This is a genomic window from Bradyrhizobium sp. NC92, from assembly GCF_025200865.1.
GTDB lineage: Bacteria > Pseudomonadota > Alphaproteobacteria > Rhizobiales > Xanthobacteraceae > Bradyrhizobium.
This window is the reverse complement of the sequence record NZ_CP104171.1, coordinates 520,150-534,929: the sequence shown is the minus strand read 5'-3', so window position 1 is coordinate 534,929 and position 14,780 is coordinate 520,150. Positions and strand designations below refer to the sequence as shown.

General features: G+C 66.5%; 10 protein-coding genes and 1 pseudogene. 9 read left to right on the top strand and 2 right to left on the bottom strand.

The window, feature by feature from the left end:
• Positions 1 to 55: 55 nt before the first annotated feature.
• A pseudogene (locus tag N2602_RS38775) lies at positions 56 to 133 on the top strand (MarR family transcriptional regulator); the annotation flags it as partial.
• A 109-nt stretch (positions 134 to 242) separates the two neighbouring features.
• Here N2602_RS38775 and N2602_RS02510 read toward each other — a convergent pair.
• Entirely contained in the window at positions 243 to 1,049 is an 807-nt protein-coding gene (locus N2602_RS02510; RefSeq protein ID WP_172788228.1) for an N-acyl homoserine lactonase family protein, read from the bottom strand.
• On the opposite strand from N2602_RS02510, the gene N2602_RS02505 reads away from it, so the two are divergent.
• The 5 genes from N2602_RS02505 to N2602_RS02485 all read left to right on the top strand — a co-directional run bounded on the left by N2602_RS02505 (position 1,048) and on the right by N2602_RS02485 (position 8,035).
• Positions 1,048 to 1,314, top strand: coding sequence for a hypothetical protein (locus N2602_RS02505; protein WP_260381652.1), 267 nt, complete (start codon positions 1,048 to 1,050; stop codon positions 1,312 to 1,314). The genes N2602_RS02510 and N2602_RS02505 overlap by 2 nt on opposite strands.
• 96 nt (positions 1,315 to 1,410) lie before the next feature.
• Complete coding sequence (locus N2602_RS02500) at positions 1,411 to 2,982, top strand: caspase family protein (RefSeq protein ID WP_212258984.1); 1,572 nt, start codon at positions 1,411 to 1,413, stop codon at positions 2,980 to 2,982.
• A 145-nt stretch (positions 2,983 to 3,127) separates the two neighbouring features.
• Positions 3,128 to 3,799: an OmpA family protein gene (locus tag N2602_RS02495; RefSeq protein ID WP_260381651.1), complete on the top strand. Its 672-nt coding sequence runs from the start codon at positions 3,128 to 3,130 to the stop codon at positions 3,797 to 3,799.
• Positions 3,800 to 3,956: 157 nt separating this feature from the next.
• The gene (locus N2602_RS02490; RefSeq protein WP_212258985.1) at positions 3,957 to 4,886 is read left to right on the top strand and encodes an efflux RND transporter periplasmic adaptor subunit; all 930 of its coding nucleotides are present in this window, start codon (positions 3,957 to 3,959) and stop codon (positions 4,884 to 4,886) included.
• A complete protein-coding gene (locus N2602_RS02485) occupies positions 4,886 to 8,035 on the top strand; it encodes an efflux RND transporter permease subunit (RefSeq protein WP_260381650.1) in 3,150 nt (1,049 codons plus the stop codon). Before N2602_RS02490 ends, N2602_RS02485 begins: the two co-directional genes overlap by 1 nt.
• 24 nt (positions 8,036 to 8,059) lie before the next feature.
• Here N2602_RS02485 and N2602_RS02480 read toward each other — a convergent pair whose 3' ends face one another.
• Entirely contained in the window at positions 8,060 to 8,734 is a 675-nt protein-coding gene (locus N2602_RS02480) for a Crp/Fnr family transcriptional regulator (RefSeq protein ID WP_172789300.1), read from the bottom strand.
• A 236-nt stretch (positions 8,735 to 8,970) separates the two neighbouring features.
• On the opposite strand from N2602_RS02480, the gene N2602_RS02475 reads away from it, so the two are divergent.
• The 3 genes from N2602_RS02475 to N2602_RS02465 all read left to right on the top strand — a co-directional run bounded on the left by N2602_RS02475 (position 8,971) and on the right by N2602_RS02465 (position 14,746).
• Positions 8,971 to 11,022 carry an AsmA family protein gene (locus N2602_RS02475; RefSeq protein ID WP_260381649.1) on the top strand — a complete coding sequence of 684 codons (2,052 nt, stop codon included), beginning with the start codon at positions 8,971 to 8,973 and terminating at the stop codon, positions 11,020 to 11,022.
• A 192-nt stretch (positions 11,023 to 11,214) separates the two neighbouring features.
• Positions 11,215 to 13,662, top strand: a complete 2,448-nt coding sequence (locus N2602_RS02470; RefSeq protein WP_260381648.1) for an adenylate/guanylate cyclase domain-containing protein — start codon at positions 11,215 to 11,217, stop codon at positions 13,660 to 13,662.
• Positions 13,663 to 13,879: 217 nt separating this feature from the next.
• Complete coding sequence (locus N2602_RS02465; RefSeq protein ID WP_260381647.1) at positions 13,880 to 14,746, top strand: hypothetical protein; 867 nt, start codon at positions 13,880 to 13,882, stop codon at positions 14,744 to 14,746.
• The last annotated feature ends 34 nt before the right edge of the window (positions 14,747 to 14,780 follow it).

Genomic DNA, 14,780 nt, shown 5'->3' with positions numbered 1-14,780 from the left:
TCGGGAGCATAGCGGACATAAGGCCCGCCTGACCCGAGCCAAAAGAGTGCTCGCGGCGCTGCCCGGCAAGACCGAAGCGAGCCTCGACCTGATCCAGACCCGCGAAGAGGCGGATGCGAAGCAGGCGTATTAGCCCAATTTGGCATTCCGGGGCGCCGCAAAGCGGCGAACCCGGAATCTCGCGCTACAACTTCTGGATTCCGGGTTCGCGCTCCGCGCGCCCCGGAATGACGGCTTCGCCGTCACCTCGCAAACGACCGCGACGGCGGCAGGTGCAGCGCCCAGGCGTCGACCTTGTCGCTGGCGCGCGGGTAGATCTCGGTCACGATCGGATCATGACCGGGGATGTAGCGATCGGGATGGCCGGCGAGGCGCTCGATCGTTTCCCAGCCTTGCGCCATGTCGCCGACATTGTAGACGATCGGGAACGGGCTCCTGCGCTGCAGATTGGCGTAGTAATGCGCGGCATCGGAGGCGAGCACCACGGGGCCGCGCGCGGTGTCGACCCTCACCACCTGCAAGCCGTCGGAATGGCCGCCGACGCGGTGCACGGTCACGCCGGGAGCGACCTCGCCGTCGCCGGAATAGAAGGTGACGCGCTCGCCATAGACGTGGCGCACCATCAGCGTGACATGCTCGACCGAGAACGGGTGGCGCAGCATACCGTTGCACATGCAGCGCCCGGTCGCGTAGGCCATCTCGCGCTCCTGCAGATGGAAGCGCGCATTGGGAAAGCGGTCGAGATTGCCGGCGTGGTCGTAATGCAGATGCGTCACGATGACGTCACGAATGGCTGACGCCGCGACGCCGAAACGCTCCAGCGCATCGACCGGATTGAGCGTGAGCTTGCGCGCCCGCGCGCTCGCCTCCTCGGCGTTGAAGCCGGTATCGACCAGAATGTCGCGGCCGTGGCCCCGAATCAGCCAGACGAAATAATCGAGGTCCTGCGCCGCGCTGTCATGCGGGTCGGGCGCGAGGAAGTTCATGTGGGGGGTGCGCGGCGACATCGTCGCATAGCGCAGGGCGTAGATCTCGTAGACGTTTCCCATGGGTCTTGCTTTTTTCGCGTTGGATCTTCTGGAGCGATCGCGCCAACAAGCCATCGCCGGCAGGAAAGGTCAAACGCGGGGCGTTGCGGCGGAGGCGGGCCTGCAATGTGAGACCGATCACGTCTTCATCGCCATGGTTGTCTTAACGTCCGCCGATCGCATCGAGATACCGAGGACTGTCATGACAACCCGTCTATTTTCGCTCGCGGCACGCCCGTCCTTTGCGGTCAATCGTCGGATTAAGGTCGAATCTCCAAGTGGTTGACGCCCCCCGTCCCCGGTTTGATAATGGGGTAAGCGTAAGTTAAGGTCGCCGCGGCGCAAGCTGGAACGGCGCCTTTTTGGCTGGACCGCGCTGATTATGAAAATTCGCTTCTTTGTTCTCCTGTCCTTGCTCATCTCGCTCGTCCCGACTGCCCCGTCGCTTGCGGCCGGTGACCGTTTCGCGCTTGTCATTGGCAACGCCAAATATCCGGACGCGGATGCCCCGCTGAAGGAACCGATCAACGATGCGCGCGCCGTCGCCGACGAGCTCAAGCGCGACGGCTTTTCGGTCGAGCTCGGCGAGAACCTGACCGGCGACGCCATGCGCCGCGCCTTCGACAAGCTCTACGGCAAGATCAAGCCGGGCTCGGTCGCGCTGGTGTTCTTCTCGGGTTTCGGCATCCAGTCCGCGCGCCAGAGCTATCTGCTGCCGGTGGATGCGCAGATCTGGACCGAGTCCGACGTGCGCCGCGACGGCTTCAGCCTCGAGACCGTCCTCGGCGAGCTCAACACCCGCGGCGCCGGCGTCAAGATCGCGCTGATCGACGCGTCCAGGCGCAACCCGTTCGAGCGCCGGTTCCGCAGCTTCTCGGCCGGCCTGACCCCCGTGATCGCACCGAACGGCACGCTGGTGATGTACTCGGCGGCGCTGGCCTCGGTGGTCTCGGACGCCGGCGGCGACCGCAGCCTGTTCGTCCAGGAGCTGCTGAAGGAAATCCGCGTCCCCGACCTGATGGCCGAGGAGACGCTGAACCGCACCAAGATGGGCGTCACCCGCGCCTCGCGCGGCGAGCAGGTACCGTGGATTTCCTCGTCATTGGCCGAAGATTTCTCGTTCATTCCCGGCGCCGGCGGATCGCGTCCAGCAACGCCGCCGCCGCCCGCGCCTCCCGCCGCGCCGGCCGTCGTCGCCAACAATCCGCCACCCGCCCCTCCCGCGCCGCCGCCGCCGCCGAAGCCGGCCGAGAGCGCTGCGGCCCCCGCTCCCGCGGCTCCGGCGCCTGCGGCTCCAGTTGCGGCGCCTGCACCGGCGCCCGCGCCTGCTCCCACGCCTGCTCCCACGCCGCGGCCGCAGATCGAGGCCGCCCTGCCCCCGCCGCCACCGCCAGTGAAGCCGGCTGATCCCGCTCCCGCGCCGAGCACGGACGGCGGGCCCAGTGCCGCCGCGCTGGCCGACGATCCCACGATCAAGAGCCTGACCGCCAAGATTGCCGCCAATCCTGACGACGTGAACGCGCTGTACCGGCGCGGCCAGGTCTATGCCAGCAAGGGCGCCTACAGCCTCGCCATCAAGGATTTCGACGACACCCTCCGGATCAATTCGAAGGACGTCGAGGCGCTGAACAACCGCTGCTGGACCCGCACCGTGGTCGGCGATCTCCAGGGCGCGCTGAAGGATTGCAACGAGGCGCTGCGGCTGCGGCCGAACTTCGTCGATGCACTGGACAGCCGCGGCCTCGTCAACCTCAAGTCGGGCGCAGTGAAGAATGCGATCGCCGATTTCGACGCGGCCCTGAAGATCAACCCGCGCCTGACCTCCTCGCTCTACGGACGGGGCCTTGCCAAGCAACGCAACGGCTCGGCCCAGGAGGGGGCGCTGGACATCGCCAATGCCAAGGCGATGGACCCGAACATCGTTCAGGAATTCGCAAGCTACGGAGTGCGTTAGTATTTTTTTGAGTTGGGCCCCGCCCAAGGCTCGAACCTTGAACAGCCCTGGGAAGACCAATGGGCGGATGCCGCAACAGGCCTTTTCGGGGGTGGGTTGCTTGAATTTGAGATCACGCGAGCTGGCTGCGCAGGAGGGACTGGCTATGAGATCGGCTGCAAAAGGGCTTACCGCGATTCTGTCCATCATCACCGTCGGCGTCGCGCTGTCGCTGCCGACCTCGGCCGCCTATGCGGGCGATGACGGCAACAGCAAGAACGTCACCGAGGACGAGATCGTCCGCGCGCTGGCGCCGGCGCCGAAGAAGCCCCTGACCCGCGGCCTCTCGATCGGTCCGCAGACCGAATCCGCGCCGAACGCCGCGGAGACCAAGCTGCTGCAATCCGTGCGCGGCCGCTCGACGCGCTCGCTGTCGTCGACCGAGCGCGAGGAAATCGCCTCCGTCGCCAAGGACAAGCCGAACATCGATCTCGAGATCACGTTCGACTACAACTCCGCCAATATCAGCGCCAAGTCGATGCCCTCAGTGCAGGCGCTCGGCCGCGCGTTGACCAGCACCGACCTGAAGGGCTCGACCTTCGTGGTCGCGGGACACACCGACGCCGCCGGCGGCGAAGCCTACAACCAGGATCTCTCGGAGCGTCGCGCGGACGCGATCAAGCGCTATCTGGTCGAGAAGTACAGCATCTCCGCCACCGACCTCGTCACCGTCGGCTACGGCAAGAGCAAGCTCAAGGACGCGAACCAGCCGCTGGCGGAGGTCAACCGCCGCGTGCAGGTCGTCAACATGGAAAACAAGACCACCGCATCGAAGTGAGCGCGACGTATCCTTTGCAGTGACAAGTCGTGATGTGGTGTAAGGTCTCGCTTCCAAAGCGCGTCCCGCAGCCTTGCGGGACGCCGCTTCATTTCAGGGAAACGCTCCGTTTGGACCTCGCGCGGATGGCCGTGAGCCAGGTCAGGATGATCCGGCGATGAATTTGACTGAATATCTCAAGCCGGCCGGAACCGTGGCGTTCGTCGTCGTGCTCGGCATCGGCTACTATCTGTTCGAGCATCGCAAGCGTCCCGAGCCGAAGGAGACGCAAAGCGAGGCGCTCGTCATCGTGACGAAGTCGACCAATGCCTGCTTCTCCGATCTGGTGCGGGTGACCGGCTTCTTCGTGCCGCGCCGCGAGGCGGTGGTCGTGGCCGACCAGGAAGGCTCCAGGGTCACCGACCTCCTGGTCACCGAGGGCACGATCGTCGCCGACAACCAGGAGATGGCGCGCCTGACTGCGCCGCCGCAGATTCCGGGCCAGCCGCAGCGGCCCGGCCCGCAAGGCCCGATCTCGCTGAAGGCGCCCGCGCCCGGCCTCGTCACCGAGGTCCGCACCATCGTCGGTGCGCCGGCCTCGCCGCAGGCCGGTCCGATGTTCCGCATCGCCGTCAACAACGAGATCGAGCTCGACGCCCAGGTCCCGGCGGTGCACATGTCCAAGCTCACCTCCGGCGCCACCGTGCGCATCAGCCGCGACGACGCACCGGATCTGATCGGGCGGGTCCGGCTGGTTGCCCCCGAGATCGACCGCACCACGCAGCTCGGGCGGGTCCGCATCAGCGTCACCAACAATCCGTCGCTCAAGGTCGGCGTGTTCGCGCGCGCCTCGATCGACGCCAAGCGAAGCTGCGGCGTCTCGATCCCCAAGACCGCCATCGATCACCTCACGGTGCAGGTCGTCAAAGGCAACATCGTCGAGACACGCAAGGTGCGGGTCGGATTGTCGTCCGACAGCGCGACGGAAATCCTGGAAGGGCTCGAGGTCGGCGAAATCGTCGTGGCGGACGCCGGCTCTTCGCTCCATGACGGCGACCAGATCAAGACCATGTTCGCCGATGAACTCGATCGCACGCGGGTACGCTGATGGCTCTCAATATCTCGGCATGGTCGATCCGTCATCCGCTGCCGTCGGTCGTCTTCTCGATCATCCTGCTGGTGCTGGGCTGGGTGTCCTTCACCAAGCTCGCGATCACAAGGCTGCCCTCGGCCGACATCCCCGTGATCTCGGTGGCGGTGTCGCAGTTCGGCGCAGCGCCGGCCGAGCTCGAATCTCAGGTCACCAAGACGGTTGAAGACGCCGTCTCCGGCGTCGAGGGCGTCAGGCACATCACCTCCTCGATCACCGACGGCCTGTCGGTCACCACGATCCAATTCGCGCTCGAGACCAACACCGACCGGGCGCTCAACGACGTCAAGGACGCGGTGACGCGCGTGCGCTCCAACCTGCCGCAGAACGTCACCGAGCCGCTGATCCAGCGCGTCGACGTCATCGGCCTGCCGATCGTGACCTATGCCGCGATCTCGCCCGGCAAGACGCCGGAGCAGCTCTCGTATTTCGTCGACGACGTGGTCAAGCGCGCGCTGCAAGGCGTGCGCGGCGTCGCCCAGGTCGAGCGCATCGGCGGTGTCGAGCGCGAGATCCTGGTCTCGCTGGATCCCGATCGCCTGCAGGCGATGGGCCTGACCGCGGTCAATGTCAGCCAGAGCCTGCGCGGCACCAATGTCGACGTCGCCGGCGGCCGCGCCGAGATCGGCAAGAACGACCAGGCGATCCGCACGCTGGCCGGCGCCAAGACGCTGGGCGATCTCGCCGGCACCATGATCCCGCTGTTCGGCGGCGGCGAGGTCCGGCTCGACGATCTCGGCACCGTCACCGACACCATCGCCGACCGCCGCACCTTCGCCCGCTTCAACGGCGAGCCGGTGGTCGCGCTCGGCATCAAGCGCTCCAAGGGCGCCAGCGACGTCAAGGTCGCCGAGGCCGTGCAGAAGCGCATCGACGCGCTGAAAGCCGCCTATCCCGAGGTCGACCTGAAGCTGATCGACACCTCGGTGGAATACACCAAGGGCAATTACCACGCGGCGATCTCGACCTTGTTCGAAGGCGCGATCCTCGCCGTCATCATCGTGCTGCTGTTCCTGCGCGACCTGCGCGCCACCATCATCGCCGCGATCTCGCTGCCGCTGTCGATCTTCCCGGCGTTCTGGGCGATGGACCTGCTCGGCTTCTCGCTGAACCTCGTCAGCTTCCTCGCCATCACGCTCTCGACTGGCATTCTCGTCGACGACGCCATCGTCGAGATCGAGAACATCGTCCGGCACATGAACATGGGCAAGTCGCCCTACCGGGCCGCGCTCGAGGCCGCCGACGAGATCGGCCTCGCCGTCATCGCGATCTCGCTGACCATCATCGCGATCTTCGCGCCGGCGAGCTTCATGTCGGGCATTGCCGGACAGTTCTTCAAGCAGTTCGGCATCACCGTCTCGGTGCAGGTGTTCTTCTCGCTGCTCGCCGCGCGCTTCGTCACGCCGGTGCTGGCCGCCTATTTCCTCAAGCACAGTACGCATGAGGAGCCGCCGCCCGGCCGCATCCTGCGGTCCTATCATGGCATCGTCGCCTGGTCGGTGCGGCACTATTTCATCACGGTGCTGATCGGCCTCGGGGTCTTCGCGGCCTCGATCTGGAGCATCACGCTGCTGCCGCAGGGCTTCCTGCCGGCCCAGGACAGCGCGCGATCCCTGCTTGCGCTCGAGCTGCCGCCGGGCACCCAGCTCGCCTACACCGAAAAGGTCACCGAGGACATCGTCGCGCGCCTGCGCAAGCGGCCCGAGGTCAAGAGCATCTTCGTCGATGGCGGGCGCGTTCCGCCGGGCACCCAGGAAGTCCGGCGCGCCGCACTGATCATCAATTACACGCCCAAGGACAGCCGCGACATCACCCAGCGCGAGCTCGAATTCTCGATCAGCCAGGAGTTGGAGAACGTTCCCGATATCCGCTTCTGGTTCCTGGACGAGAACGGCCTGCGCGCGATCTCGCTGGTGGTGACCGGCGTCGATCCCAACATCGTCAACAACGTCGCGAGCGAGCTTGCGACGCAGATGAAGCGCATTCCCACCATCGCCAACGTCATCTCCGAGACCTCGCTGGAGCGCCCCGAGCTGCGCATCGAGCCGCGCGCCGATCTCGCCGCACGGCTCGGCGTCTCCACCGAAAGCCTGTCGCAGACCATCCGTGTCGCCACCATCGGCGACGTCGGGCCGGCGCTCGCCAAGTTCGACGTCGGCGACCGCCTGGTGCCGATCCGCGTGCAGCTCGAGGATGCCGCCCGCGGCAATCTGAAGACGCTGGAGCAGCTCCGCGTGCCGCTCGGCGAGCGCGGCGAGAAGGGCGGCGTACCGCTCTCGGTCATCGCCGACGTCAAGCTCGACCAGGGTCCGACCAGCATCGGCCGCTACGATCGTGAACGGCAGGCGACCGTTGCCGCCGACCTCGTCGGCTCCGCCGCGCTCGGCGACGCCACCAAGAAGATCTACGAGCTGCCTGTCATGAAGACCCTGCCGAAGGGCGTGAAGGTCTCGCCCTCGGGCGATGCCGAAAGCCTGAACGAATTGTCGGAGGGTTTTGCGACCGCCATCACGGCGGGGCTGATGATGGTGTACGCGGTGCTGGTGCTGCTGTTCGGCACCTTCCTGCAGCCTATCACCATCCTGTTCTCGCTGCCGCTCTCGATCGGCGGCGCGATCGCGGCCCTGCTCGTCACCGGCAAGCAGCTCACCACGCCGGTGTGGATCGGCATCCTGATGCTGATGGGCATCGTCACCAAGAACGCGATCATGCTGGTGGAATTCGCGATCGAATCGATCCACGCCGGCAAGCCGCGCGAAGAGGCCATGATCGACGCCGGCATGAAGCGCGCCCGCCCGATCGTGATGACCACGATCGCGATGGCCGCGGGCATGATGCCGAGCGCGCTCGCCGTCGGCGCCGGCGGCGAGTTCCGCTCGCCGATGGCGCTTGCGGTGATCGGCGGCCTGATCTTCTCGACCATCCTGTCGCTGGTGTTCGTGCCCGCGATGTTCATGGTGATGGACGATTTCGGCGCCCTGATCTGGCGCTTCGCCAAGCGGCTGATCGTGCACAGCGAGGACGCGGAGGTTGCCTCTCATCACGAGCCAACACCGGCCCACGCGGCATCGGCACCGAAGAGCGTCGCGCGTCCAGCGGCGGAGTAGCCTTACGAAGCGTGCTCGTAAGCCTTACTCGTTCCGCGCGATCGCGGTCAGCTTGGTCATGTTCCGAAGCAGGATCCGGCCGCGCTGGAGATCGAGGATCGCGTCCTTGCGCCAGGCCTGGAGCTGGCGGTTGACGCTTTCGCGGGCGGCGCCGACGAAGACGCCGAGCTGCTCCTGCGAGATGTGGACCTCGGAGCCGAAATCGGCCGCGAGCGCGCACAGCCGCCGCGCCAGACGCACCGGCAGCGGCTGCAGCATGGACTCTTCCATGCGCTCGCTCTGCCAGCGAATGCGCTGGCACAGCAGCGCGATGATCTTGATGGCGACCTTGGGCTCGCGCTCGAGGAAGCCGAGGAAGTCTTCGCGCCGCAGCACGAACAATTCGCTGGCTTCGCCCGCGGTCGCGTCCGCCGTGCGGTTCTGGCCGTCCAGCACCGCGACCTCGCCGAACAGGTCGCCCGGCCCCATGAAGTTCAGCGTCAGCCGGCTGCCGTCGGAGGCGCCGGTTTCGATGCGGACCTGGCCGCGGCGCACGCCGAACAGCGCGTTCCCGGGATCGCCCTTCTGGAACAGCACCTCGCCGCTGGCCAAATGCTGGGTGTGGCAGAGATTGGACAGCCGCTGGAGCTCGTCCGCGCCGAGATCGGCGAACATCGGGTTCATCTTCAGGATGACCGCAAATTCGGCCTGCTTGCTCATTTCAATGTCCTTGTGAACGTCCTGGTCATCGTTCTTGGCAAATCGCTTGAAACCATCGACTTCAGGATCGCGTAAAACCGCGCCGGAGAAGTGTGTCATAAGTCACATAACTTTGCAGCACCCCCCGACTATTTTTACGCGCTTGGAGCCGCTTCCCGTCCGGGGATAAACTCTGGGCGCAAAGGACGGGTGATCTGCCGGTTCGACGCGGATTGTCCGTCGCTTGGAAAGTCGACATGAGAGCATTGAAATTCGTCGGCGGGGCTTTGGCCGCCGTCATGGTCGTGATCGCACTTCTGCTCGTGGTCGGGATCCCCTCGGGCTTCCTGACCTCGACGATCGCCTCGCGCCTCGAGAGTGCGACCGGCTATCGCCTGTCGATCGACGGCACCACCAAGATCAGCCTGTGGCCGACGCTGAACATCACGCTGAACGACCTCACGCTGGCCGACCCTAAGGACCGCAGCGGCATCACGCGCCTCACAATCGACCGCGTACAGGCCGACATGTCGCTCGCCAGCATATGGTCAGGCAAGCCTGAGATCAGCGAGCTCGTCGTCACCCATCCCGTGCTCTACCAGCCGCTGCTCCGCGAACGCCTGCCGAATGCAACCGCGCCTTCGAAGCCGCTCGCGCTCGACACCAGCGGCGCCACCATCGAGCGCATCAGGATCACCGACGGCGAAGTCGCATTCTCGCGCCTGCGCGACCGTGTCGAGAGCCGGATCAGCGCCATCAACGCCGACGCGGTCATGGACCGCGACCGCAAGGTCAATATCACCGGCACGGCGCGCGTCGGCGAGCATCCGACCAAGTTCGACATCAAGGCGGCCACACCGGCCTCCTCGGTGCCGGTGGATTTCGCCATCGACATGCCCAGCGTCCTGAAGTCCCAGCTCACCGGTCACGCCGAGATTCGGCTCAACGGCAATGTCGTGATGATCAACGGCGTGAACGGCAGGCTCGGCGACGGCGCCTTCAACGGCTGGGCTTCGGTCGACATCGCTAGCAAGCCGCTGGTCAAGGTCGACCTCGACTTCCAGCGGCTGTCTATACCGCTGGCGAAATCGCCGGAAGGCGTGTCCGGGCAGCCCTGGAGCAATGCGCCGATCGACGTCTCCGGGCTCAATTACGTCGATGCGCAGGTGCGGATCTCCGCGAGCGAGGCCGTGATCGGCGACGCGCGCATTGCGCCGCTGGCGCTCGATGCCAAGCTCGCGGGCGGCGTGCTGAAGGCCGGCACGGCCAATCTCGGCGCCTATGGCGGCCAGGTCTCGGGCGAGGTGATCCTGGACGCGACCACCGGCGCGCCGAGCTTTGCCATGCATTCCGACCTCGTCGGCGTGCGCGCGCTGCCGCTGCTCCAGAGCCTTGCCGAGTTCGACCGCATCGACGGCAAGCTGCAGGCCAAGCTCGCCTTGCGCAGCGCCGGCAACAGCCAGCGCACGCTGATGGCGAACATGCAGGGCACGGCCTTCGTCAATTTCCAGGACGGCGCCATCCGCGGCATCAATGTTGCGCAGATGATCCGCTCGCTGACGACGGGCACGCTCTCCGGCTGGCAAGACAACCAGAACAGCAGCCAGAACAGTAACCAGGAGCAGAGCACGGATCTGTCGCAGCTCTCGGCCTCCTTCCGCATCGACAAGGGCCAGGCCGTGACGACCGACCTTAACCTGATCGGGCCGCTGGTGCGCGTCACCGGCGCCGGCACCATCGCCCTCGACACCAAGATGATGGGCTTTCGCGTCGAGCCGAAGCTCGTGATGACGACCGAAGGCCAGGGCCGCGCCAACGAGCCGGTCGGCTTCGGCATTCCCGTGATGATCCAGGGCTCCTGGTCGCAGCCGCGAATCTACCCTGACATGGCCGGCATGCTGGACAATCCGGACGCCGCCTATGCCAAGCTGCGCGAGATGGGCAAGGGCCTGTTCGGCCCCGACGGCGCCGGGCTCGGCAACATCCTCGGCAGCCTCGGACTAGGTGGCACCGCCGCGCCGGGCGGCGGCAATGCAACCGGCAATGCCAATCCGCAAGGTCAGCAACCGGGGCAGAACAATCTGCTCGGCGGCCCGCTCGGGGAGGCGATCGGCAATCTGATTCAGCAGGGACTCTCCAGCGGCGCGGGAAGCGGCACCGGCACCAGCCGCAGTCGCAGCCTGCCGGCAACGCCCTCCACGCCGGCGCCGCAGGCCTCCCCTGCCGCTCCCGCCCTGGAGGACTCGCCGGTCGCGCAGCAGGACAGTCAGCCAATGAACGACGTGCTGCGGCAGCTGTTCAATCGATAGGCTCCCTCGTTCGAACGGATCGGGCTGCTACAATCGCCGCCGGTCCACCTGCCCAGGAATCCACAGGGGTAACCACACCGGCCGGTCCGCCGGCTGCATGACGGCCCTTCGGTCCGAATTATGGTAGAACGGCTTGGAAGGGCCTGTACGGCCCGTGGCGCGCGGCGTCTGTGGCAGCGCGAGAGGATCGGGATGGCAGGAGCGAACGACAAGACACGATCTCTGCGCGAGGGCCTGTTCGCCAAATACGTCGTCTCCCTCGTCGGCCTCGTCGTGTTCGTCCTCGCCGTCAACGGCGCGATGGAGACCTGGATCTCCTACCGCGCCACACGGACCCAGCTGACCGACGGGCTGGAAGACAAGGCGCAAGGCGCCGCCCGGCGCATCGAGCAGGCGATTTCCGAGCTCGACCGCCAGATCAGCTGGGTGACGCGGGCGAGCCAGGACACGCTGGAGAAGCGCCGCGCCGACTACGCCTCGCTGCTGCACCAGGTCTCGGTCGTCAACCAGCTGTTCCAGCTCAACGGCGACGGCCGCGAGGTGCTGCGCGTCTCCCGGCAATCGACCACGACCGGCGGCAACGCCGACCTCTCCCGCGACATGCGCTTCACCGAGGCCGTCGCCCGCGGCGTCACCTACGCGCCGGCCTGGTTCGCCGACCGGACGCCGTTGATGTCGATCTCGGTGGCGCATTCCGGCTTCAATGCCGGCGTCACCGTGGCCGAGATCGACCTCAGCTTCCTCTCCGACTTCCTGTCCGACGCCCAGGTCGGCAAGGCCGCCTTCGCCTATGTCGTCGATCCGCGCGGCCGGGTGCTGGCGACGTCATCGAAGGGGCCCGAGATCGGCGCGGACCTCTCCAAGCTGCCGCAGGTGGCGGCCGCGATTGCGCCCGGTCACGAAGCCGACACGTCCGGCACCGACTTCAACGGCCATGCGGTGATGAGCGCCGCGAGCCTCGTGCCGAAGCTCGGCTGGAGCGTGCTGTTCGAGCAGCCGACCACGCAGGCCCTGATGCCGATCCGCGACCAGCTGGTGCGCATCGCGCTGCTGATCGGCATGGGCCTGATGGTCGCGATCCTCGCCGGCACGCTGCTCGCCCGCCGCATGATCATCCCGATCACGGCGCTGCGCGACGGCGCGCAACTGCTCGGCGCCGGCGATTTCAGCCACCGCATCGACGTGCACACCTCCGACGAGCTGGAAGACCTCGCCGGGCAGTTCAACCGCATGGCCGACCAGATCCAGGAGACCTATTCGAACCTGGAGACCAAGGTCGAGGAGCGCACCCGCGATCTCGCGCAGTCGATCCACGAGCTCAAGGTGCTCGAGGAGGTCGGCCGCGCGGTGGCCTCCTCGCTCGATCTCAACGCGGTGCTCGCGACCATCGCCGCCCGCGCGATCGAGATCACCCATGCCGATGCGGTGCTGATCTACGGCTTCGACGCCGAGGCGCGCCGCTTCAACCTGGTCGAAGCCAACGGCATCGACACATCCGCCGACGGCGCGCATGTCACCATCGCGCAAGGCGGCAACATCCTGAGCGATGCCGCCGACAGCGGCGCGCCGATCGCGCTGGCCGAGCTCGGCGATGCCGCCGAGCAGCCGCTGCGCGAGGTCGCGCTCGCAGCCGGCTTCAGCTCGGTGCTGGTGGTGCCGCTGATCGACCAGCAGGGCACGCTGGGCTCGCTCGTGGTGCTGCGCCGCGCCGCCGGCGCGTTCGCGCCCAGCATCATCGGCCTGATGCGCACCTTCGCCAACCAGGCCGTGCTGGCGATGCGCAACGCGCGCCTGTTCACCGAGGTCGACCACAAGAGCCACGCGCTGGAAGCGGCGAACACGACGGTGCGCGCCCAGGCCGACAAGCTCCGCGAGCAGACCGAGCAGCTCAAGGACTGGAACAAGTCGCTGGAGGAGCGCGTCAGGACCCAGCTCGGCGAGATCGAGCGCATCCGCAAGCTCGAGCGCTTCCTGGCGCCGCAGGTGGCGCAGCTGATCGCATCCTCCGACAGCCCCGAGGGGTTGCTGACCAGCCAGCGCCGCGAGGTCACGGTGGTGTTCTGCGACCTGCGCGGCTTCACCGCGTTCACGGAAGCGACCGAGCCGGAAGAGGCGATGAACGTGCTGCGCGAATATCACGCCGCGCTCGGCCAGCTGATCTTCAAGTACGAGGGCACGCTCGACAAATATGCCGGCGACGGCGTGATGATCCTGTTCAACGCGCCGATCCAGTTCGAGGACCACACCAAGCGCGCGGTGAAGATGGCGGTGGAGATGCGCGACACCATCGGCCCCTTGACCGAGCGCTGGCGCAACCGCGGGCACAGTCTCGGCTTCGGCATCGGCGTCGCGCTCGGCTATGCCACGCTCGGACAGGTCGGCTTCGAGCAGCGGCTGGAATATGCCGCGATCGGCAGCGTCACCAACCTCGCCTCCCGCCTCTGCAGCGAGGCCAAGCCGAACCAGATCGTGGTCAGCCGCCGCGTCTACGGCATGGTCGAGCCCTGGGTCGAGGCCCGCGCCCTCGACGACCTCCAGCTTAAGGGCTTCAATCACCCCGTGCTGGCGATGGAGATCCTGAGCTGGCGCGAGGAGGTGGAGAATGTGGTGGATGCCGCGGCGGTGCGGCGGAGAGGGTAGCCGAACCAAAAAGTGCGAAAACAACCCCATGCACAGTAGGCAGGGGTTGCGAAATCAATGACTTACGGCAGGCCCTGCGCGAGCCCACGCGATTTGCCCCGTCAGTCGAAAACACCGGCAGATTGGCAGCATCCCCGGACGCCTCCCACGAACCACTTCCCTCCTCCCCGCGACCAACCATCGCCTCAACGGCGAGGTTGTTTCTGGGAGACGATTCGTGACGCTTGCGCTGCCTTCGCGTGCCTATGATTTGCAGATGCTCGACCGGCCCGCGGATCGCGCGCGCGATCAGGGCTGGGTGTTTGGGCTGCCGCCGGGCATTGCATCCGAGCAATGGCCGCTCGATCCCGTCACCGGCTATCCCTTGATGCACGGCTTCACGCTCTTGCTGCCGGAGGATTACCGGGTGCATGGCGCGGACATCGTCGCATTGTCGTTCTTTGCCACGGCGCCCGATCACAATGACGGCGGTGCGCCCGACGATCCCGAGATCCGCGAGGCAGTGCTGGCGCGGCCGTCGCATCCGCGGCTGTCGCGCATGACCGACATTCTCGACTATTCCTATGCCGCGCTGCTCTTGACGACGGCCGAATATGACGGCGCGTTCGCGACACCGCCGGCGCCGCTTGCGCTGGCGACCGCGGAGCGGCCGCGTTGGCTCGATGTCGGCGGCGCCAGCGCCTTCTTCGAGGCCGCGCCGGCTTATGCGAAGAAGATGTTTGCGGCCCCGCCGCGCGCCGATCTCGGCGAGACGCGCGCGATTGCGCTGTCGCCGCGCGCTGATGATCCCAACGCCGGCAAGGGCCCGCAGGACGAGTACGTGCGCGAAAATCCGCCGACCGGCTATCAGCCCTATTACTATTATGTCGGCGGCAAGCCGGGCCGCGACAATTTCCGCCTGCACGATTGGGCCAAGGGTCACGCCCACAACCATCTCGGCGGCACCATGCGGCCCTGCCAGGCGGTGCCGGAGATGAGCCCGTTCTACATTGAGTTCGAGGAATATTTCGGCGGCTACAATTTCGGCGGCGGCAACGCGCAGCTGGACTTCAAGGACATGAAGTTCGACTGGGCGTGCGGGTGAGATCACAGAGACCGCAAGAGTCCGGACGTTGCAG

Coding starts and splice junctions, on each gene's coding strand:
- N2602_RS02490 (WP_212258985.1), top strand. CDS start 3,957: ATGAATTTGACTGAATATCTCAAGCCGGCCGGAACCGTGGCGTTCGTC.
- N2602_RS02475 (WP_260381649.1), top strand. CDS start 8,971: ATGAGAGCATTGAAATTCGTCGGCGGGGCTTTGGCCGCCGTCATGGTC.
- N2602_RS02510 (WP_172788228.1), bottom strand. CDS start 1,049: ATGGGAAACGTCTACGAGATCTACGCCCTGCGCTATGCGACGATGTCG.
- N2602_RS02470 (WP_260381648.1), top strand. CDS start 11,215: ATGGCAGGAGCGAACGACAAGACACGATCTCTGCGCGAGGGCCTGTTC.
- N2602_RS02495 (WP_260381651.1), top strand. CDS start 3,128: ATGAGATCGGCTGCAAAAGGGCTTACCGCGATTCTGTCCATCATCACC.
- N2602_RS02505 (WP_260381652.1), top strand. CDS start 1,048: ATGGGTCTTGCTTTTTTCGCGTTGGATCTTCTGGAGCGATCGCGCCAA.
- N2602_RS02485 (WP_260381650.1), top strand. CDS start 4,886: ATGGCTCTCAATATCTCGGCATGGTCGATCCGTCATCCGCTGCCGTCG.
- N2602_RS02480 (WP_172789300.1), bottom strand. CDS start 8,734: ATGAGCAAGCAGGCCGAATTTGCGGTCATCCTGAAGATGAACCCGATG.
- N2602_RS02500 (WP_212258984.1), top strand. CDS start 1,411: ATGAAAATTCGCTTCTTTGTTCTCCTGTCCTTGCTCATCTCGCTCGTC.